Source organism: Microbispora sp. H13382, from assembly GCF_014161445.1.
Classification (GTDB): domain Bacteria; phylum Actinomycetota; class Actinomycetes; order Streptosporangiales; family Streptosporangiaceae; genus Microbispora.
Genome location: NZ_JABBXA010000001.1, coordinates 130,279 through 151,465, shown reverse-complemented (window position 1 = coordinate 151,465; position 21,187 = coordinate 130,279). Strand labels below are relative to the sequence as shown.

Annotated in this window: 13 protein-coding genes; 7 read left to right on the top strand and 6 right to left on the bottom strand. The window is 69.9% G+C overall.

The annotated features are described in order from the left end of the window. Positions 1 to 199 precede the first annotated feature (199 nt). Positions 200 to 1,825 carry an alcohol dehydrogenase catalytic domain-containing protein gene (locus tag HHX41_RS39555; protein ID WP_220503613.1) on the bottom strand — a complete coding sequence of 542 codons (1,626 nt, stop codon included), beginning with the start codon at positions 1,823 to 1,825 and terminating at the stop codon, positions 200 to 202. Between the two features lie 89 nt (positions 1,826 to 1,914). On the opposite strand from HHX41_RS39555, the gene HHX41_RS00575 reads away from it, so the two are divergent. Then, positions 1,915 to 2,874 carry an AraC family transcriptional regulator gene (locus HHX41_RS00575; RefSeq protein WP_182904391.1) on the top strand — a complete coding sequence of 320 codons (960 nt, stop codon included), beginning with the start codon at positions 1,915 to 1,917 and terminating at the stop codon, positions 2,872 to 2,874. Between the two features lie 79 nt (positions 2,875 to 2,953). On the opposite strand, the gene HHX41_RS00570 is transcribed toward HHX41_RS00575, so the two are convergent. Further along, complete coding sequence (locus HHX41_RS00570; RefSeq protein ID WP_182904390.1) at positions 2,954 to 4,129, bottom strand: ROK family protein; 1,176 nt, start codon at positions 4,127 to 4,129, stop codon at positions 2,954 to 2,956. Between the two features lie 216 nt (positions 4,130 to 4,345). On the opposite strand from HHX41_RS00570, the gene HHX41_RS00565 reads away from it, so the two are divergent. From HHX41_RS00565 to HHX41_RS00550, 4 genes are all read left to right on the top strand, one after another. Next, a complete protein-coding gene (locus tag HHX41_RS00565; RefSeq protein ID WP_182904389.1) occupies positions 4,346 to 5,677 on the top strand; it encodes a sugar ABC transporter substrate-binding protein in 1,332 nt (443 codons plus the stop codon). 3 nt (positions 5,678 to 5,680) lie between these two features. Continuing rightward, positions 5,681 to 6,700 carry a carbohydrate ABC transporter permease gene (locus HHX41_RS00560; protein WP_182904388.1) on the top strand — a complete coding sequence of 340 codons (1,020 nt, stop codon included), beginning with the start codon at positions 5,681 to 5,683 and terminating at the stop codon, positions 6,698 to 6,700. Then, the gene (locus HHX41_RS00555) at positions 6,697 to 7,641 is read left to right on the top strand and encodes a carbohydrate ABC transporter permease (protein ID WP_169979330.1); all 945 of its coding nucleotides are present in this window, start codon (positions 6,697 to 6,699) and stop codon (positions 7,639 to 7,641) included. Before HHX41_RS00560 ends, HHX41_RS00555 begins: the two co-directional genes overlap by 4 nt. Before the next feature lie 119 nt (positions 7,642 to 7,760). Next, complete coding sequence (locus HHX41_RS00550; protein WP_182904387.1) at positions 7,761 to 9,263, top strand: glycoside hydrolase family 3 protein; 1,503 nt, start codon at positions 7,761 to 7,763, stop codon at positions 9,261 to 9,263. A 98-nt stretch (positions 9,264 to 9,361) separates the two neighbouring features. Here HHX41_RS00550 and HHX41_RS00545 read toward each other — a convergent pair whose 3' ends face one another. The 3 genes from HHX41_RS00545 to HHX41_RS00535 all read right to left on the bottom strand — a co-directional run bounded on the left by HHX41_RS00545 (position 9,362) and on the right by HHX41_RS00535 (position 16,201). Continuing rightward, positions 9,362 to 9,982, bottom strand: a complete 621-nt coding sequence (locus tag HHX41_RS00545) for a hypothetical protein (RefSeq protein ID WP_182904386.1) — start codon at positions 9,980 to 9,982, stop codon at positions 9,362 to 9,364. 142 nt (positions 9,983 to 10,124) lie between these two features. After that, complete coding sequence (locus HHX41_RS00540) at positions 10,125 to 11,978, bottom strand: OmpL47-type beta-barrel domain-containing protein (protein ID WP_259400580.1); 1,854 nt, start codon at positions 11,976 to 11,978, stop codon at positions 10,125 to 10,127. Between the two features lie 197 nt (positions 11,979 to 12,175). After that, positions 12,176 to 16,201, bottom strand: a complete 4,026-nt coding sequence (locus HHX41_RS00535) for a ThuA domain-containing protein (protein WP_182904385.1) — start codon at positions 16,199 to 16,201, stop codon at positions 12,176 to 12,178. Between the two features lie 906 nt (positions 16,202 to 17,107). Here HHX41_RS00535 and HHX41_RS00530 point away from each other — a divergent pair. After that, positions 17,108 to 18,334: a multicopper oxidase domain-containing protein gene (locus HHX41_RS00530; protein ID WP_182904384.1), complete on the top strand. Its 1,227-nt coding sequence runs from the start codon at positions 17,108 to 17,110 to the stop codon at positions 18,332 to 18,334. Positions 18,335 to 18,529: 195 nt separating this feature from the next. Next, positions 18,530 to 19,591 (top strand): multicopper oxidase domain-containing protein, encoded by a 1,062-nt coding sequence (locus tag HHX41_RS00525; protein ID WP_220503611.1) that lies wholly within the window; start codon positions 18,530 to 18,532, stop codon positions 19,589 to 19,591. Positions 19,592 to 19,888: 297 nt separating this feature from the next. On the opposite strand, the gene HHX41_RS00520 is transcribed toward HHX41_RS00525, so the two are convergent. Next, on the bottom strand, positions 19,889 to 21,067 hold the full coding sequence (locus tag HHX41_RS00520) for an ROK family transcriptional regulator (RefSeq protein WP_182904382.1): 1,179 nt from the start codon (positions 21,065 to 21,067) through the stop codon (positions 19,889 to 19,891). Between the last annotated feature and the right edge of the window lie 120 nt (positions 21,068 to 21,187).

Below are 21,187 nucleotides of genomic sequence, written 5' to 3'. Positions count from 1 at the left end.
CGCACTCACCCCGCAGCGCTGACCCGCCCGCGCCGCACTCACCCCGCCGCACTCACCCCGCTGCACCGCACTCACCCCGCAGCGCTGACCCGCCCGCGCCGCGCTCACCCCGCCCGCGCCGCGCTTGCCCCGCAGCGCTCGCCCACCGCGCCACGCAGGCCGAATCGTGGAGAGCGCCGGAGCGCCGGCCGACGTCTGACTAGCGCCGGGCCTCCAGCGTCAGTACGACTTTTCCGCGGACGAGGCCGCGCTCGGCTTCACGGTGCAGTTCCGCCAGGGACTCCAGCGGGCGGACGTCCGCCTCGACGTCCACCAGGCCCTTGTCGATCAGCGCCACGAGCTCGCTCAGCTGGTCCGGGTCGTTGCGGGCCACGAACTGGACGGCGCGCGGATGCACGATCGGCTGGGTGATCGAGACGAATTCCTCGGCCAGCTCCGTCACCGAGGAGGGCAGGTCGGGCACCAGGTTGATCAGCACGTCGTTGCCGCCCGGCAGGGCGGCGGTGGTGTAGTCGACGACCTCGTCGGCGCCCAGCGCCCGCACGGCGGCGGCGCTGCGCGGGCTCGCGGTCGCCACCACATGCGCACCCGCGAGCTTGGCCAGTTGCACGGCGAACAGCCCGACACCGCCGCCGGCGCCGTTGATCAGCACCCGGCTGCCGCGGCCGATGCGGGCATGCTCGAAGACCGCCTGCCACGCGGTGAGCCCGGCCACGGGCACGGCGGCCGCGTGCGCCAGCGGAATCCGCTCCGGCGCCCTGGCCAGCACGCTCGCCCTCGCGACCGCGTACTCGGCCGCCGCCCCGTCGATGAGCCCGATCACCCGGTCGCCGGGGGCGAGGTCACCCGCCCCGGTGACCACCGTGCCCGCCACGTCCCAGCCGAGCGTGTGCGGCAGCGTGACGCCGAGCACGTCCTTCAGCAGGCCCATCCGCAGGCCGGCCTCCGACGGGTTGAACGACGTGGCGGTCACCCTGATGAGCACCTCGCCCGGCCCGGGCTTCGGCACCGGCACCTCCTCCAGCGAGATCACCGAGGCGTCGCCGTACTCGTGGATGCGGGCGGCCCGCATGGTGCCGAGGAAGTCCGCGGCGTGCTCGCTCGCCCACGTCTCGAACGTGCCGGCGGGCGCTCCGGTGACCTCCTCCACGGTCCCGGTGACCGGGCCGGGCTCGGCCAGACCGCGCAGCATCGCGTCCACGGCCGGCGCGGGCCACCCGAGCCCGAGCAGCCGTGGTCTGGCCTCCTCCGGAGACTCCTCCTCCCAGCGCACCGGCCGGCCGATCGCGGCGCCGATCGTCCGCGCCTGCTCCCGTCGGGTCAGCGGCCGGGGTCCGGTCAGCGTGTAGACCGCGCCGTGATGTCCTTCGCCGAGCAGCGCGCGCACCGCGACGGCCGCCACGTCCCGTTCGTGGACGGGTGCGGAGGCCACGTCGCCGTACGGCTGCCGCACGACGCCCGCACGGACCTGGTCGGCCCACCGCAGGGTGTTGGCCGCGAACGCGTGCGGGCGCAGCACCGTCCACTCCCCGGCGGTCGCGGCGATCAGGCGCTCGATCTCGACCTCGTGCGGGCGCGCGGCGGCCGAGGACAGGTAGACCACCCGCCGCGCCCCGATCAGCTCCAGCACCTCGCGGATGCCCTCGGCCGAGGCGAACGGCCACAGCAGGAACACCGCGTCGACACCGTCGAGAGCCGATTCCAGCGCGACCGGATCGGTCAGCTGCCTCGTCACCGTGCGGACGTCGGCGCCCGCCTCTTCGAGTTGGTTCACCAGGGGACGGCCGATCGTGCCGGTCGCCCCGCTGACCAGGACTTTTGTCATATCGTCGACCTTATGAGCCATGAGTGAGGCGTCCAATGCGCTTCTGTCTGCGATTCATACGCGATCATCTTTCGCAGTAGACTCACCAGATGGACGTGCTGAGCGACGTGGTCGCCTCCATGCGCATGGGCGTGCCCCGTTCGGCGCGTGTCGAGTGGGCCGTGCCGTGGGGGCAGCGGTTCCCGTCGGCGCCCGGCTCGGCGGGTTTCCAGGTCGTGCTGCAGGGCTCGTGCTGGGCGATCCCGCCGGAGGGCGAGCCGATCCCGGTCGGGACGGGCGACGTGCTGTTCTTCCCTCACGGGCACGGCTACGCGCTCGCCGACTCGCCCGCCGGCCCCATCGCGGAGCCCGACTGCGACCCCTATGCCCACGCCGAGCTGTTCGCCTCGGCCTCCGTGGAGGGCGCCGGGCCCGTCACCGTGACGCTCTGCGGCGGCTACCAGCTCGACTCCACCCGGGCGCATCCGCTGCTCGCAGGGCTGCCCGCGATGATCCACCTGCCCGCCAGGCTGGGCCACAACACCGAGCTGCGCGCCGCCGTCGAGCTGCTCGGCAGAGAGATCGCCGATCCACGGCCAGGCGCGGACCTGGTGGTGCCTGCGCTGCTGGACACGCTGCTGCTGTACATCCTGCGCGCCTGGTTCGACGTCTCGATGGAGCACTGCAGGGGCGATGGCTGGGCCGCGGCGCTGGCCGATCCGGCCATCAGCGCCGCACTGGAGGGCATCCACCGCGACCCGGCTCACCCGTGGACGGTGGAGTCCCTCGGCCGTCGCGCGGGGCTGTCCCGCGCGGCGTTCTCCCGCCGGTTCACCCAGCTCGTCGGGCAGCCGCCGCTGACCTATCTGACGTGGTGGCGGCTGGGCACGGCCGCGCGCATGCTACGCGACTCCGACGCCACGCTGAGCGAAATCGCCGGCGCGGTCGGCTACGGCTCGGAGTTCGCCTTCGCCAATGCGTTCAAGCGCGAGTACGGCACGGCCCCCGGCAGATACCGCCGCCTGGGCTGCCCCTCTTCAGGACGACCAGGGCAGGGCAGCTCGCCGTAGGCGGCCTCGTGCTCGGCGCGGGATGGCGATGCGCGCACGGCGGCCGCGCGGGGACCGAGGCCGCACCATCGGCTCATCGTCAAACCGTGTCCGAGAAGACCTCCTCACGCGCTCGGTCCAGTGCCGCGACGATCGCACCCATGAGAACGGGATTGCCCTCCACTCCGGTCGCCACCACTGTGGGGCGGCTCGGGCACACCCGGGCCACCGCCTCCTCGACGCGCTCCGCGAGGTGGACACCGCCGGCCCTGCCCACGTCACCGCCGAGCACGACGAGTCCCGGGTCGAGGACCACGGCGACCGCCGCGACCCCGACCGCGAGCCGCCCGGCCAGGTCCTCGACGAAGGCCTCGTTGCCGGCGGCGACGGCCGCATGGACCAGACCGGCCACCCCCGGGTCCCGGACATCCGCGGCGGCGACGCCGTGCGCGCGGGCCAGGTTCCGCAGCGCCTCTCCTCCGACGAGGCGCTGGAAGGAGCCGGTCTGCGGCGCGGTGACCGCGCTCGGCAGCGGCTCCCCGGGGACGGGCAGCCAGCCGATCTCGCCCGCGCCGCCGGTGATGCCGCGGTGCAGCCGGCCGCCGAGCATGACGCCGAGGCCCTGGCCCACCCCCGTCCAGAGGATCACGAAGTCGTCGGCGCCCCGCGCGGCGCCGTACATCTGCTCGGCGAGGGCCGCCAGGTTGACGTCGTTCTCGATGATCACGCATTCGCCGAGCAGGGTGCGCAGCCCGGCCAGGATGCCGACGTGCCAGGTGGGCAGGTCGACCGAGTAACGCACGTCGCCGGTGACCGGGTCGACCACTCCGCGCGTGCCGATGACGAAGCAGCGCAGCCGGGCCAGTTCTATCCCGGCGGTCCCGCAGGCACGCTGGACGGCCTCGTGGACGATGCGCACGGGATCGCGGGCCTCGGTCGGGTCCACGGTCACCTGGGCGACGACCATGCCGGTGATGTCGGCGACCGCGGCCGTGACACTGTCCGGCAGCACCTCCAGGCCGGCGACGTACGCGCTGGAGGGGTTGACCCCGTACAGCGCGGCGTTGGGGCCGCGTCCGCCGGGGCGCTCCCCCGCGGCCGCGACCAGCCCGCGCGTCTCCAGCCGGGCCAGAAGCTGGCCGGATGTGACCTTGGACAGCCCGGTAAGCTCTCCCAACTCGGCCCTGGTGAGCGGGCCCCTGGAGATGAGGAGTTCCAGTGCCGCACGGTCGTTGATCTGCCGAAGCAGCCGAGGCGTACCCGGTCGTTGAGGCACCGGCAGGTTCCCCTCTCGTCACGATCCGCTAACGCGGTCTTTTTTATAAGAAAGTTTCTTGTTAGTTTATCGCCTGCCAGCCCGGAGGCAACCGATCAGCCTCGGGACGCCATGAGCGCCGACCGAAAGGAGAGCGCCTTCCAGCAGGTGAGCGGCCCGCCGACACCCCCCATGAGGCGCACCCCCGACGCGAAGCCGGGAAGGGAGAGACCCACCGTGAAGATCGCTAAGATCGCGGCCGCGACCACCGCGACCGCCGCCCTGGCCCTGGGACTCGCCGCTTGCGGAAGCGACGACTCCGGAAGCACGACCGCTCCGGCGGCCTCCGCGGCCGCCAGCGGCCCCAAGTTCGCCGGCCAGACTCTTACCGTGTGGCGACTCGGTGCCCCCACCGACGTCTTCACCAAGTACATGGACGACCTGAACGCCGCGTTCAAGGAGAAGACGGGCGCCGAGGCGAAGGTCCAGTGGGTTCCCTGGCCCGACGCCCAGAAGAAGTGGACCACCGCGCTCGCCGGCGGCGAGGGCCCGGACGTGACCGAGTTCGGCAACGACCAGGTCGCCGCGTGGGTGGCGCAGGACGCGCTCGCGGACATCACCGACGCCGTCAAGGACGACTCCGAGCTCCAGCAGATCCCGCAGAACCTGTGGAGCTACGAGACGATCGACAGCAAGGTCTACGCCGTGCCGTGGGGCGGCGGCACCCGCGCGGTGCTGTACCGCAAGGACTGGTTCGACAAGCTCGGCATCGAGGTCCCGAAGACCTGGGACGACCTGCGGGCCGCGGCCAAGAAGATCGTGGACGGGCAGGGCAAGGACGTGGACGGCTTCGCCTTCAACGGCGGCTCCGACGCGAACATGTCCCTGTCGCCGTTCGTCTGGTCCGCCGGCGGCGACTTCGCCACGTTCGAGGGCGGCAAGTGGGTGGGCCAGCTCACCCAGCCGGGCTTCAAGGAGGGCTTCCAGTTCTACACGGACCTGGTCGCCAAGGACGGCGTGTCCGGCAAGGGCCGCCTGACCCAGAACTCGGTCGACATCGCCCAGCGCTTCGCCGCCGGCAAGGTCGGCATGTACGTCACCGGCGGATGGGACATCGCCGCCATCAAGGAGCAGAGCAAGGGCAAGGTCGACGAGTCGAAGATGGGCTTCTTCTCGCTGCCCGCCAAGGACGGCTCCGGCCCGGCCCCGGCCTTCCAGGGCGGCAACGACATCGCCGTCTGGAAGGACGCCAAGAACCCCGAGCTCGCCCTCGAGTACGTCAAGCTCGCCGCGGGCAAGGAGTTCGGCGTCCGGTACGCCAAGGAGGGCGGCCTGCTCCCGCTCTACCCCGACGCGCTCGCGGAGATGGGCGGCGACCCCGCCCAGAAGCCGTTCACGGACACCTTCAAGGTCGCCAAGGGCTTCCCGGCCAGCCCCAACTGGGCGGAGGCCAACGACACCAAGGCCGTGCTGCAGAACGCGGCGCGTGAGGTGATCGAGGGCAAGAAGAGCGTCGACCAGGCTCTCACGGACGCGAACACCGAGCTTGAGACGATCCTCAACCAGTAGATCATGACTCAGACGTCAACCCTCGCCCGGGGCGGAGCCGACACCTCCGCCCCGTCGCGGCGCAGTCGCAAGCGGACGCGCCGATCGGGGCTCTCCCCGAAGGCCGTTCCGTACGTCCTGCTCCTGCCGGGCTTCCTGGTCATCGCGGTGCTGCTGCTCTACCCGATGTACCAGATGGTCGAGATGTCCTTCCACAAGGTCGGGCTCCGGCAGATCAAGGCCATCAATCCCGCGCCGGCCGAGTTCGTCGGCCTGGACAACTACGAGAGCGTCCTCGGCTCGCCGCTGTTCTGGTCGTCGCTGCGCAACACGGTGATCTTCGCCCTCGTCACCGTCGCGCTGACACTCGTCCTCGGCACGCTGGTCGGCGTGCTGCTGAACAAGCTCGGCCGCAAGATGTCCACGTTCGTGGTCGTCGGCATCATGGCCGCCTGGGCGACCCCGCCCACCGCGCAGGCCATCGTCTGGAAGTGGCTGTTCGACTCGGACGCCGGCGTCGCCAACTGGATGCTGAACCTGCTGCCCGACTGGCTGTCGCAGCTGCTGTTCGGCCGCTCGGACTGGAGCGGCCAGCCCTGGTTCAACGACACCTCCACGCTCTACTTCGTGCTCATCGTCGCCGTGGTGTGGGCGTCGTTCCCGTTCATCGCGGTGTCGGTGCTCGCCGGTCTGAAGAGCATCCCGTCGGAGCTGTACGAGGCGGCGAAGATGGACGGCTCGAGCGCGGTCAGCACGTTCAGGAGGATCACCTTCCCGCTGCTCAAGCCGGTGTTCTCGGTGCTGGTCGTGCTGTCGATCATCTGGGACTTCAAGGTCTTCACCCAGCTCTACCTGCTGGCGGGCGGCACCACGAACCGGGACGCGTTCAACCTGTCGCTGTGGAGCTACGCCGAGGCGTTCGGCGGCAGTGCGCCGAAGCTGGGGCTCGGGGCCGCCATCGCGGTCGTGCTGACCGTGATCCTGCTGCTGATCACCCTCGTCTACGTCCGGCAGATCGTGAAGACGGAGGACGACATCCGATGAGCCCGCTGACCCGCAACAAGCCCGGCCGGGTCCCGCCCAACGCGCCCAGGGTCGTGGTGCTCCTCTTCGCGGTCCTCCCGGTTCGCTGGAGGATCACGCCTTTCAAGCCCTGGCTCGCCCGGGTCTCGCTGAACGCGGCCGGGGTCGCGGTGTTCCTCTTCGCGGTCTTCCCCGTCTACTGGATGGTCGCCACGGCCTTCAAGCCGAACGACCAGATCTTCACCACGAGCTTCATCCCGTTCCCCAGCCCGCCGTCGATGGACCACGTGCAGCGGGTCTTCACCAAGGGCGTGGGCGAGCTTCCCATCTGGCAGTACCTGCTCAACAGCGCGATCGTGGCGCTCAGCGCCGTCGTGCTCGGCGCGGTCTTCGCGCTGCTGGCGGCGACCGCGGTGGCGCGGTTCCGCTTCCGCTTCCGCACCTCGTTCCTGATCCTGCTGCTGATCGTGCAGATGGTGCCGGCCGAGGCGCTGCTGATCCCGCTGTTCACCATGGTCAAGCGGATCGGCCTGTACGACCAGTTGCTCGGCCTGATCGTCATCAACGTCGGCCTGACGCTGCCGTTCTCCGTCTGGATGCTGCGCACGTTCGTCGCGGCCGTCCCGAAGGAGTTGGAGGAGGCGTCCTGGATCGACGGCGCCGGCCGGTTCACCACCTTCTGGCGGGTGCTGTTCCCGCTGGTCGCGCCGGGCCTGGTGGCGACGAGCATCTTCGCCTTCATCACCACCTGGAACGAGTTCGTGTTCGCCCTGACCCTGATCAACGACCAGGGCAAGTACACGATGCCGGTCGCCCTGAAGTTCTTCGTCGGCCAGCGGTCGACCGACTGGGGCGGCATCATGGCCGCCTCGACCCTGATGACCATCCCGGTCCTCGTCTTCTTCCTGCTGGTCCAGCGACGGATGGTCTCCGGTCTCGTCGCGGGCGCGGTCAAGGGATAACCCCGCCGCCACCGGCACCTCCCCCTCGTACGGCCGCCTGTACGCCACCGCGCCCGGTGGCCGTACAGGCCGTGCCCGCGCGCCCTCACCCTCACTGTCACCTAAGGAGCCGAGACACCATGTCCGCCACCCGCGACCCCCTTGCGGGGGCCGCCGACCTGTCCACGCGTACCGGCGACCCGGGCCTGCACCGGCTCGCGGCGGGCGCACTGCTGATCTCGTTCCGGGGCACGACCGCGCCGGACTGGGTCACGCGCGGCCTGGAGGACGGCCTGGGCGGCGTCTGCCTCTTCGGATCCAATGTCGCCGGCGGCGAGCAGGTCGCCGCGCTCGTCGCCCGCCTGAACCACGCGGGACGCCCGATCGTCTCCCTGGACGAGGAGGGCGGCGACGTCACCCGGCTGGCCTACCACACCGGGAGCGCCTACCCGGGCAACGCGGCGCTCGGCGCGGTCGACGACGTGAACCTGACCGAGCGGGTCTACCGCGCGATGGCCGCCGACCTCGTGCGCTGCGGGGTGAACCTCGACATGGGCCCCGTGGCCGACGTCAACACCGCCGACGACAATCCGATCATCGGCACCCGGTCGTTCGGCTCCTCGCCCGGCCTCGTGGCGCGGCACACGGTCGCCGCCGTACGCGGCCTGCAGTCGGCGGGGATCGCCGCCTGCGTCAAGCACTTCCCCGGCCACGGCGCCACCCATCAGGACTCCCACCTGGAGATCCCGATCGTGGACGCCTCCCTCGACCTGCTCAGGGAGCGTGAGCTCGTCCCCTTCCGCGCGGCCATCGAGGCCGGAGCAAAGTCGATCATGACGGCGCACGTGGCGGTCCCCGCGCTGACCGGAGAGCGGCCCGCCACACTCAGCGGGGAGGCGCTCACCCGGCTGCTGCGCCGCGAGCTGGGCTACGACGGTGTCGTGCTGACCGACGCCCTCGACATGCACGCGATCAGCCGGAGCGTGGGGCTCGCGGAGGGCGCGGTGCTGGCCCTGGCGGCGGGCGCCGACATGCTGTGCCTCGGGCCGCTGCCCACACCCGAGGACGTGCGGCACATGGTGGCCCACATCGTGGACGCCGTCGCCGAGGGCAGGCTCGCGGCCGAGCGGCTGGAGGAGGCGGCCGCGCGGGTGGAACGGCTGCGCGACTGGTTCGAGGCCTCACGTACCAGGGTGGCGGAGGACGACGTCGCCGGTCTCGACGCCGCCCGCCGCGCCGTGTCGCTCACGGGCTCGGCGGGGCCGCTGGTCGATCCGTTCGTGGTCGAGGTCGACACGCCGCCGACGATCGCGGTGGGCGAGGTGCCCTGGGGCGTCGCGCCGTGGCTGCCGCAGGCCGAGATCGTCCGGGTCACGCCGGAGGAGGCCGACGCCGGGGCGCTGCTCGGCCGGGCCCGCGACCGCTCGCTGATCGTGATCGTCAAGGACGCCCACCGGCACCCGGCCAGCCGGGACCTGGTCTCCGCGCTGCTCGCCGCCCGCCCGGACGCCGTCGTGGTGGAGATGGGCCTGCCGATCTGGCGGCCCGGCGCCGGGGCCTACATCGCGACGTACGGCGCGGCCCGCGCCAACGCCCAGGCCGCGGTGGAACTGCTGAGCGGTGGTCCCTTGGCGGTCGGGTAGCCGTCGCCGGCGTCGATCGCGGGTGGCCGTCCGGGACGCGCGCCAGACTCGCACACGTCCCGGACGTCCACACCGGGCGATGGGTTCCTTCCGCCGGTTCAGGACTGGTTGAACAGCGAAAGGGTCAGGGTGGAGTGGTACTCGCCGGCGGCGACGTCGACGGAGGTGCGCAGGGCGAGGTCGGCGTTGACCTGCGAGGTGCCGATCTCGTCGGCGGAGTTGGCGGTCGAGACCAGCAGCTCCTGGCCCTCCAGACCCACGGCGGGGGCTCCGGTGCCGTCGGAGACGACACTGGAGACCGGCTCACCGGCTGAGACCGCGCCGGTGGAGGAGTCGCTCAGCAGACGCGGCTTCCAGCCCAGGTACTTGGGGCCGATGGTCTTGGCCGGGTCGCCGGAGGCGACGAACTGGCTCGCCTGGCCCACGACCGCCCAGTACTCGCCGGCGGGGATCTCCTCGGGGGTGCGGGTGTCGGTCACCGTGACCGTCGGCAGGGTGCCGGTGAACTGGCGGGCGGCGGCGTCGGAGCCGTTCTCCTGCAGGGACACCCCGTTGTTGTCGGCCACGGTCATCGACAGCTGACCGGGGGTGGTCGTGGGCTCGATGTTCACCGACACGTCGATGCCGCTGCCGGGGTCGTCGGCCAGCGCGGGAGTGGCCACGCCGCCGAGGGCGAGGCCGAGCACCGACGCGGCGAGCGCGGTCCTGGGGATTCTCATGTGATCGCTCCATGCATGGGGGGCGGGGCCGACCGGCTCACCGGCCGGCCCCTGTTCACTGCGTTCCTGCGGCGGCGTCCTTGGCGCGTACATCGCGGTCACCGCCGGTGCGGTCAGCGGCAGCTGACCGCCGTTGAACAGCTCAGCCGCAGCTGATCGCGTTGTAGTCGGCCTCGTAGGACGAGGTGACCTTCTTGCCGTCGATGAACGAGGTCCCCGTGACAGTCACCTTGCCCGCGTCGATCTGCTTGGCCCGGGTGTTGAAGGACTGGTAGGCCTGCTTGCCCGGGGCCACGTCGGCCACCGTCTTGGTGCCGAACGGGGTGTTCAGCTCGATCGTGGCCGGGACGTCGCCGTCGTTGACGGCCGTGACCGCCAGGTACGCCGACGTGCCGATGCAGCGGGACGCGGCGGTGACGGTCAGCGGCGTCTTGGCGGTCGGCGGCGCCACGACGACCGTGAACGTGGCGGTGGCGACGTCGGAGGTGTTGCCCGCCTTGTCGGTGGCCCGGTAGCTGACGGTGTGCTCTCCGGGCTGGTCGATCACGAGCGGCTTGGTGTACAGCGCGAACGGCTGCCCGTCGGCCGAGTATTCGATCGTGTCCACGCCGGAGCCGGAGTCGGTCGCGGTGATCGTCAGCGTGGCGGAGCCGACGTAGTTCCAGGCCCAGTCCATGCTGCCGGTGAGCTGCGCCGACACCGTCGGCGGGGTGGTGTCGTCCTGCTTCGGCGCCACCACGGTGAAGGTCACCGACCCCGCCTCCGAGGCATTGCCGGCCTTGTCGGCGGCCCGGTACCGCACCGTGTGCTTGCCGAGCTGGTTCACCGACACCGGAGCCGTGTAGGCCTGGAACGCCCCGTCGTCCAGCGAGTACTCCACCTTGTCCACACCGGACTCGGTGTCGGCCGCCGTGATCGTCACCGTGGCGGAGCTCACGTAGTTGCCGTCGGCGTCCTTGGTGCCCGACACCGACGCCGACACCGTCGGCGGGGTGGTGTCCTTCGGCCCCGAGTCCGCGACCGTGAAGGTCACCGATTCGACGTCGGAGGTGTTGCCGGCCTTGTCGGTGGCCCGGTAGCTCACAGTGTGCTTGCCCGGCTGGTTCACCTCGAGCGCCTTGGTGTACAGCGCGAACGGCTGCCCGTCGATCGAGTACTCGGTCGTGTCCACCCCGGACTCGGTGTCGGTCGCCGTGATCGTGACGGTGGCGGAGCCGACGTAGTTGCCGTCGGTGTTCTTGTCACCCGTCACCTGCGCCGACACCTGCGGCGCGGTCTTGTCCTGGGCAGGCGGCGCGACCACCTTGAACGACACCGACGCCACGGCCGAGGCGTTGCCCGCCTTGTCGGTCGCCCGGTACTGCACCGTGTGGGAGCCCACCTGGTTCACCGACACCGGAGCCGAGTACGTCGTGAACGCCCCGCCGTCCAGGGCGTACTCCACCTTGTCCACACCCGACTCGCTGTCGGTCGCCGATACCGTGACCGTCGCGGAACCGACGTAGTTGCCGTCGGCGTCCTTCTCGCCCGACACGTTGGCGGACACCTGCGGTGCGGTCGTGTCGGTGGGGCCGCCGGCGGTGACCACGAACTCGCCGACCATCTCCCCATGACCGGGGATGGCACAGAAGTACCGGTACTTTCCGGGGGTGAGGTTCACCTGAACCTCGTGCCTGCCCCCGTTCACGTCGAAGGGGCTGGCGATGATGTTGACGTTGACGTCGTTGTTGTAGCCGGGGGTGGAGACGTCGAACGTCAGCGTGTGAGTCATCCCGAAGGTGTTGCCGGTCGCCGGACTGGTCTCGAAGATGATCGTCGCAGGGCCGGCCGTCGCGGTGGTCGGCGCGGACTTGTACGCGGTGTAGCTGTTGTCGGCGGTCCAGGTGAGCACCTGTGCCGCGGCCTGGTTGACCTGCTGCCGGGTGTCGGGCTGCGGCGCGGCGGCCTTCGCCGGCGCCAGCCACAGCGCCGGAAGTGCCACGCACAACAGCAGCATTGCCACGGTGGCGCCCAGTGCCCTCCGTGATTTTCCTACCAGTAACGATGCGCTACGCATCTGGGGTCGCACCTCGCAAGACGTGTGTCGGCGGCCGAAAGGCTTCGGTCCGCCTGAGGGGATGTGGTGGGGTGCCGGGCGGGAGAGCCCCCCGCCCGGCTGCCGACGTTGCCGGCCTAGATCGTGTCAGACTCTCCCTAAAGCTCCCGGACCCGGATGTCGCGGAACTCGGCCAGGTCGTTGTTGCCGTGGTTCTGCAACCCGACGAACCCGCTGATGAACTGGCGCAGGTCCGTGTCCGGGTCGCCGCTACGGGACGACTTCTTGCCCGGAACGTTGTCGAACTCGTTTATCACCACGCCGTTGCGGATGATCGTGTAGTGCTGTCCGACCGCGCGGATCTCGTAGTCGTTCCACACGTTCTTCGGCGTCGGCTTGGCCTTGTCCAGGCCGACCGGCGCGAAGTTGTAGACCGAGCCGGTCTTCTGGACCTCGCCTGTGTCACCGTCGTAGATCTGGATCTCGTGGCCGCAGTAGATCGCGACCCATGCGAGGGACGTACGAGCCGACCCGACCGTGCCGCAACTGCCGGTGGGACGCTTGTCCAGCGGAGTCGTCAGGTTGGGGAACCGAACGAAGACACCAGTGTTGGCGCGGCCCGTCCCGGGCGCGATGTCACGGAACTTCAGCCTCAGCGAGAAGTCGGCGTACGCCTTCTTCGAGTACCACAGCATGCCCAGGCCGCCGGACGTACGCATCGAACCGTCGGGCTGCAGGTTGAACTGCCCGGACGGTGCCATGCTCCAGCCCTGGAAGGACTGCGGGGTCCCGTCGAAGATGGTCTCGTAGCCGTTGGTCTTGCCGATGTCGGACTGGCCCGCCGCCTTGCTGATCGCGGAGGACTCCTTGTCGTCGATGATCCCGTCCTGGCGGAGCTGGCTCAGCACATCGTTGAGGCTGGCCACGAACTTGTCGTGGTTCGGCCACTGGCGCTCGTCGTCGATCAGGTCGTTGATCGTGCAGCCGCCGCCGACCACGCGGTTGGGCACACCGGTGTCGGTGTCCAGCAGCCGGACCGTCGCCCGGGCGTCGGGCGCCGGGCAACCGACGGTGACGTCGATCTGCCCGGTCGTCACCTCGCCGTCGGCGTAGGTGACCTTCAGCTTCGCCTTGTAGTCACCGAACTTGGCGTAGGTGTGCGTCGGGTTGGCCTCCGTCGACGTGGCACCGTCGCCGAAGTCCCACTCCCACTTCACGCCGCCGGCCTTGGTGTTGGAGAACGAGATCGTGTTCGGCGTGCTCTCCCGGACCGGCCGCCAGGCGGCCTGGCTCGGGTTCGGCGTCGCCGGGCCACCCTTGTAGGTGACTCGGATCAGCTTCTGGTTGGCGTGGAGGCTGAAGAAGCCGCCGGCGTAGTCGAGCATGTAGAGCGCGCCGTCCGGACCGAACTTGGCGTCCATCCAGGCCTGGAGCTGGGTGCCGCCGCTGCCGCCCCTGATGATCTGCCGCAGGTCCTCGGCGAACGCCGGCGGAGCCAGGTCCTTGACCCCCTTGGGGTCGACGGTAACGGCGATGCGGTTGTTCGCGTTGGACTCGTCACCGATCAACCACTTGTTGTCCCAGTACGCCGGCCACGCGACACCGCTGTCGGTGTCGACCTCGGAGCGGTGGTAGGTCGGTCCGGACATGACCGCCTGGCCGCCGCCGCTGAGGTAGGGCTGGGTGAGGGTCTCGTCGCCCAGCTTGTAGGTCGGGATACCGCTGCCGTCGGTCCGCTTCGGGTAGACCGGGCCACCGCCCTGCGGCGAGTACCAGATCATGTTGGTCTCAGCCGGCGGGATGTCGACCAGACCGGTGTTGCGGGGCGACTCGTTCTTCAGGTTGTCGCAGTCGTACCAGCCGGTGGGCTGACTGGCGTCGACGTTGCTGCGGTCGCGGTAGGGCTGCTTGTTGCCCATGCAGTACGGCCAGCCCTGGTTGCTCGCCTTGGTGAGGATCGTCGCGGTCTCGTACTTCGCCGGGCCCCAGATCTCGCTGGGAGCACCGGCGTCCGGACCGACCCATCCGGCGGTCAGCCAGTTGTTCACGTTGTCCCACTGGAGCCGCGCGATGTTGCGGACACCCATGGTGAAGATCTCGGGACGGGTCTTGCCGCCGCCCTCTTCCTTGCCCGTGAACAGGTTGCCCTCGGGGATCGTGTACGTCCCGTCCGACTCCGGGTGGATCCGGATGATCTTACCGTTCAGGTCGTTGGTGTTACCGGAGGTCCGGCGGGCGTCCTGGAACGACGTGCCCTTGTAGTCCTGGGTCCAGTTGTTCCCGGAGTAACCGCTGGATCCACCCGAGGAGTTGCTGTCACCGGAACCGACGTAGAGGTTGCCCTCCTTGTCGAAGGCCATGCCACCACCCGCGTGGCAGCAGCTGTGGATCTGGGTGTTCCACTGCAGCAGGTCCTTGCGGGTCGCCTGGTCGATCGTCTCGTTCTCGTGGTCGTAGGTGAACCGAGAGATCGTCCGCTTGCCGATCCGCAGGTCCCTGTCGATCGACTCGTGCGGCATCCAGTAGACGTAGATCCAGCCGTTCTGCTGGAACTTGGGGTCGGGCACGATGCCGAGCAGACCCTCTTCGTTCTTGACCAGCTCGTCACCGCTGCCGCGGTTGCCCATGACGGCGAGGGTGGTCAGGAGCTTGACCTGCTTGGTCTTCGGGTCCCACTGGTGGATCGTGCCACAGCCGAGGCCGACCTTGGGGTCGTTCCAGTTGGCGATCGGGCCGCTGGGGCAGGCCGCCTTGCCGACGTAGAAGACCTTGCCGTCGGGGGCGATGGTCAGGCCGTGGGGCTCACCGATCTGGTCGAGCTGGCCCGACTTGTTCTGCTGGGTCAGCCGCTCGGTCACGTAGTTCGACGCGATGGTCGCCTGGCAGTCACCGCGGACGAGACCGGCCGCCCACTTGATGGCGCCGCCGAGGTGGCTCTGGAACTGCTTGTCGCTGGTGTAGCTCGCCTCGGTGCCACCCATGCCGGTGTAGAACGACCGGCCACCGTCGTAGTCACGGCACCACGAGATCGGGTGGAACGGGCCGTTGCCGTTCAGGCCGGCCTTGTAGAACCGCTCCTCGAGCTGCGCGACCGTGTGGACCTTGCCGAGCGGGCTGGGCGCCCAGTTCATCCACTGGTCGGACCGCTTGACGGTGAGCGGCAGCCCTTCGTTGGCCGGGTGCTGACGGTCGGTGAAGTCGACCTGGGCCTCCTGCACCTGGGTCTCCGGAGGAGGACCGGCGTCGGGGCCGAACAGCCGCAGCTCGGCGAGCTGGATCAGCGGCTCACCGCTGTTCGCGGTGATGTCCAGCTTGTACCACGGGTAGGCCGTGCTGTTCTCGAACTTGTATTCCTTGGTCTGGAACCGCTGCGGGAAGGTCTCATTGGACCGCCTGTCCAGGTCGACCCAGGTCTGCCCGTCCTGCGAGCCCTTCAGCGTCCAGTTCTTCGGGTCACGGCCGTCGAAGTCGTTGGCCGAGGTCAGCGCGTAGTGGCCGACCACGACCGGCTTTTCCAGCCGCACCTCGGCCCACCCGGTGTTCGCGCGGGTCAACCACTTGGTGTTGTTGTTCCCGTCGATCAGCTGGGCCCTGGCCTCGTTCGGCGGGTTCTCCCCGCTCACCCTGATCTCGACGACCTTCTCCGCCGGGGGGATGCTTCCGGCGGGGCGGGTGCCGACCAGCTCGGTGAACCAGGCCGAGTCCGCCTGCGCGCGAACGGCGTCGTGGACGCCGACGAACCCGCCACCGTCCCTGATGAAGGTCTGGAACGCGGCCTCCTGCGCGGCGTTCAGCGTCACGCCCTTGGCCGACAGGAACACCACACCGCGGTAACGCGCGAGGTTGCTGGAGGTGAAGACGGCCGGGTCCTCGGACACCTCGACGGAGAAGCCGTTGTCCTTGCCCAGTTCCTTGACGGCCTCCGCGGCCTTGTCGACCGGATCGTCCTGTTGCTTGGCCGGACCGTGGAACACCAGAACGGTGACCGACTTGTCGGCGTCCTGCTGAGAAGGGGTGGAGTCGGCCTGCGCCTGCAGGGCGGGGAACGCCAGGGCGGATGCGGTCTGCGCCTGCGCGGCGGGGACCGTCGCCAGTCCCAGCGTCAGGGCGGCGGTGGACGCCGTGATCAGTGCACGGCGCCAGGCTGGTGGTCGAGGGTGTACGAGCAGGTCTCTGCGACCCATCGTTCGCTCCTTCGGGTTGGGGGGTTGGATCAGCACCTTGCGGAGGTCGCTCGGTCGACCGTGGCGGCGACCGGGCACGCGGATGCCGGAGGTCACGGGGTTTCACCGATCCCCTTCTCCTCTCGCTTGCCAATCGGCCCCGACCGGGAGTTCGGGGGAGGCCGCGCGATCACCGCGGCGCTCGCAGGCCGTGCGGCATCGCCGTTCGTCGCACTGTCGCCGCGGGTTTCGCCGCGGGTGTCGTCTCACTGCCGGCGGGTGAGCGCCGCGGAGCACGTCGCGGACGCCCGGCTGATCGCGTGCAGCGGTCGGCGGCCGTCCCGTCGGACGGCGACCGAGATGGGGGTTCGTCTTGCCGGGTTCAGGGCGGGGAGACGTCATGCCGACGACACCCGGCGGCGGTGCCGCCGGGGCGTGTTCCGGCATGTGTGAGCCGCAGGCCCGCCACAGCGGATGGGGGCGGGCCGTGCAGGGCGGATGTCGGCCGTGGGGGGTGTCGCCGAAGCACCGCTGAGCCTTTCGGGAGAGTCTCGGAGGGTTGCGTGGGCGGGACTGGTGATGCTCAAGACGCCGTGGAACGCGGCGATTCGGTTACGTCAAATTGGTGGTTTGTGCTCAACGTAGCAGCCCCACAGAACTTCTTCCAGTCCCGAGACAAAGTTCTTTCGTCCACAACGATAGTTCTTGACTTCACTAAAGAACTATCGCCTACTTCAATCAAAAGCTTTAAACTACGGCGTCGAAAGCCTCCGCTGGCTGGCTCCAACGGTCGGTCCCGGCCGGGTCGCTCCCTCTAGGGCGGGCCGGCATCGAGACGTCACGCCGTTGCGACCGGCCCGCCAGGGCCTGGATCATGAGCAGTTACCGCCTCACGGCTGCGAGGCGTCACGACCGGATTGGGGAACCATGACCGAGGTAGGTAGGGGTACGACGCGAGGCCTGTTCTCCCGGCGCGCCTTCACCATGGCCGCGACGACCGTCGCGGTCGCACCGCTGGTCGGGACGAGCCAGGCCAACGCGGCATTGGGCGATAAGGTCACGGGCGAGCCTGAGAAAGGCGACGTCCGCCGCATGACCCTTTATGTGGAGAAGCTTCCGGGCAACGAGTTGGGCTACGGCCTGGAGCCCGGCAAGGCGACCATCCCCGGGCCGCTCATCGAGATGATCGAGGGTGAGACCCTCGAGATCGAGCTGGTCAACAACACGGACGTGACCGCCAGCCTGCACGTGCACGGCGTCGACTACGAGACAAGCAGCGACGGCACGCGGATGAACGACAGCGTGGTGGAGCCGGGAGGGCGGCGCACCTACATCTGGCGCACCCACGCCCAGATCGACCGCCCGGACGGCACCTTCCTGCCCGGCAGCGCGGGCTACTGGCATTACCACGACCACGTCGTGGGCACCGACCACGGCACCGGCGGCATCCTGCGCGGACTCTACGGGCCGCTGGTGGTACGCCGGACGGGCGACGTGCTGCCGGACAAGACCTTCACCGTCGTCTTCAACGACATGAAGACCAACAACCTCACGCAGGCGCCCGACTTCACCGCCAAGCTCGGCGAGCGCGTGGAGTTCATCGTGATCACCCACGGGAACTTCTTCCACACGTTCCACATCCACGGACACCGCTGGGCCGACAACCGCACCGGACTCCTGGAGGACCCGCAGGACCACAGCCGGATCATCGACACCAAAACCACCGGACCCGCCGAGTCGTTCGGCTTCCAGGTGATCGCCGGCGAGCGCGTCGGCCCCGGGAAGTGGATGTACCACTGCCACGTACAGAGCTATTCCGACAGAGGGATGGCCAGCGTGTTCACGGTGACCGACGCGGATAAGAAAGTCCCGCTGACCGTCACCGCCTCGTCCCGCTGCGTGGGCACGTCGGCGTACGTGGCGGTGACGGCGGTCAACGACGGCGACGTGCCGGTGACCGTGACGCTGTCGACCCCCTACGGCTCCAAGACGGTGGCCGACGTGGCCCCGGGCAAGCAGGCCTACCAGTCCTTCAACACCCGGACCGGCCGTATCGACGCCGGCACGGTGACCGTGAAGGGGACCGCCACGATCGACGGCAAGCAGGTCACCTCGACCTACGAGACCGCCTACACCGCGATCAGCTGCGGCTGATCCGGCCTTCGACAGTCCCTTCCACCTGAGCGAATTCCTCCGGACCGACATGCCGAAGCTCCGCAGGCCGGTCTCGAGATCCCAACACCACGCCGTGCCGCCGATTCGCCGCCGGCATCACGGACCCCCCTCAGCTCGCCGCACCCAGGCGAGCGCCGTCACCGATTGGGAACCATGACCGAGAAAAGCACTGATGTGACGCGACGCCTGTTCTCCCGGCGTGCCTTCACCACCACCGCCACCGCCGCGGCGGCCGCCGCCACGATCGCGCCGTTCGTCTTGGCGACTCAGGTCGACGCGGCGTCGGCGGACAAGACCGCGGACAAGACCGCAGACAAGACCGCGGGCAAGACCGCGGGCGAGCCGGGCGACGTCCGCCGCATCACCCTCTACGCCGAGAAGCTGCCGGACGGTCAGCTGGCTTACGGCCTGGAGCCCGGGAAGGCCACGATCCCCGGGCCGCTCATCGAGATGATCGAGGGTGAGACCCTCGAGATCGAGCTGGTCAACAACACGGACGTGACCGCCAGCCTGCACGTGCACGGCGTCGACTATGAGACAAGCAGCGACGGCACGCGGATGAACGACAGCGTGGTGGAGCCGGGAGGGCGGTACGTCTATACCTGGCGCACCCACGCTCAGACCAGTCGCCCGGACGGCACCATCGAGCCCGGCAGCGCGGGCTACTGGCATTACCACGACCACGTCGTGGGCACCGACCACGGCACCGGCGGCATCCTGCGCGGACTCTACGGGCCGCTGGTGGTACGCCGGACGGGCGACGTGCTGCCGGACAAGACCTTCACCGTCGTCTTCAACGACATGAAGACCAACAACCTCACGCAGGCGCCCGACTTCACCGCCAAGCTCGGCGAGCGCGTGGAGTTCATCGTGATCACCCACGGGAACTTCTTCCACACGTTCCACATCCACGGACACCGCTGGGCCGACAACCGCACCGGCCTGCTGAAGGGCCCGCAGGACCACAGCCGGGTCATCGACACCAAAACCACCGGACCCGCCGAGTCGTTCGGCTTCCAGGTGATCGCCGGCGAGCGCGTCGGCCCCGGGATGTGGATGTACCACTGCCACGTACAGAGCCACTCCGACATGGGGATGGCCGGGATGTTCTACGTGACCGACGCGGACGGGAACGTGCCCGGCCACTCCATGGACGACATGCCGGGCCACCCGATGAGCGGCACCTCGGGCCAGTCGATGGACGGCATGCCGGGCCACTCCATGCACGGCATGTGACGGCGACGCCGTCGTACGTCCGAACCGAGGTTTCGGCGCCTGCCCCGGCCGGAACGACCGACGCCGTGCGGGCTCGGAGAACGTACTTCGCCGGCGGCCGCAGAGGCGAGAGCGACCCGATGTCACCCCTTCGGTCAGGACCTGCGGACTTTCACCGCCGGTCCTGACCGATGACATCGTCGGAGCGAGCGTCGACGAACCACGACGACTCCATGCCACCTGGGGTCAGTCCTGCGCCGGTCCGATGCCCGAGGCCGCCTTGGTCACTGCGATCCCGCCCGTGAGGGAGGCACTCCCCTATGCCGTGAAGATCTCTTCCCGGGCCTGGTCGAGCGCGGCGAGGACGGCGCCGCGCAGCACCGGGTTGCCCTCCACCCCGCTCGTGACGACCTGCGGCGGAACGGGGCAGATGCGCGCGACCGCATCCTCCACGCGGGCGGTCAGCGCCGCCCCGCCGGCCCGGCAGACCTCACCGGCGAGCACCACGAGGCCGGGGTCGAGCACCACGCACACCGAGGCCACGCCGAGGGCGAGCCTGGAGGCGACCTCGTCGAGCAGCGACTCGCCCGCGGCCCCGGCCGCGACGGCCGCGGTCACGCAGTCGGCGGCGGTGTCCCCGGCGAAGCCGTGCTGACGGGCCAGCTCGGTGACGGCCTCGGAGCTGACCAGCGACTGCAGGCCGCCGCCGAGCGACGGCAGGCGCCCGGGAACAGCCCGGACGTCGTCGGCGAGCGGCACCCCGGGCACCGGGAGGTAACCGATCTCCCCCGCGCTGCCCGACCGGCCGCGGTGCAGCCGTCCGCCCAGCACGACGGCGAGGCCGATGCCCCGGCCCACCCAGACGAGCACGAAGTCGTCCGCCTCCTGTGCGGCGCCCTTCGCGCGTTCGGCGATCGCGGCGAGGTTGACGTCGTTCTCGATCGTGACGTCCCGGCGCAGGTCGCGCGCGAGCGCCTCGTGGATGCCCTCGTGCCACTGCGGAAGATCGAAGGAGAACCGCACGTCCCCGGTGCGGGGGTCCACGACGCCGGGCGTGCCGATCACGACCCCGCGCAGCCGCGACAGCGCGACCTTCGCGCTCCTGCAGGCCTTCACCACAGCCGTGTGCACAAGCGACACGGGGTCGTCCTGCCCCTCGGGGGAGGCCGTCACCTCGGCCACCACGTCGCCGTTGATGTCGGCGATCGCCGCCGACACCCGGTCGGGGCCCACGTCGAGCCCGGCGACGTACGCGCAGGAGGCGATCACGCCGTACAACGCGGCGTTGGGACCCCGGTTGCCCGCCTGCTCCCCCACGACCTCCACCAGGCCGCGCTCCTCCAGACGCGCCAGCGTCTGGGACGCGGTGACCTTGGACAGGCCGGTGAGCTCGCCGATCTGGCCGCGCGTCAGGGGACCCGAGGCGAGCAGCAGTTCGAGGGCGGCCCGGTCGTTGATCTCCCGGAGCAGCCGGGGCACGCCAGGACGTCGCTCCATGCTCCTGCTTCCCATCGTCTGAGTCTCCGGCTCGCCGTCGTGCGCCCACCCACGCCCCGCCGGTTCGATCGGCCCCCGGTGGCGCTTCGACCATGTGCGCCCGTGAATGAACAACAAGGT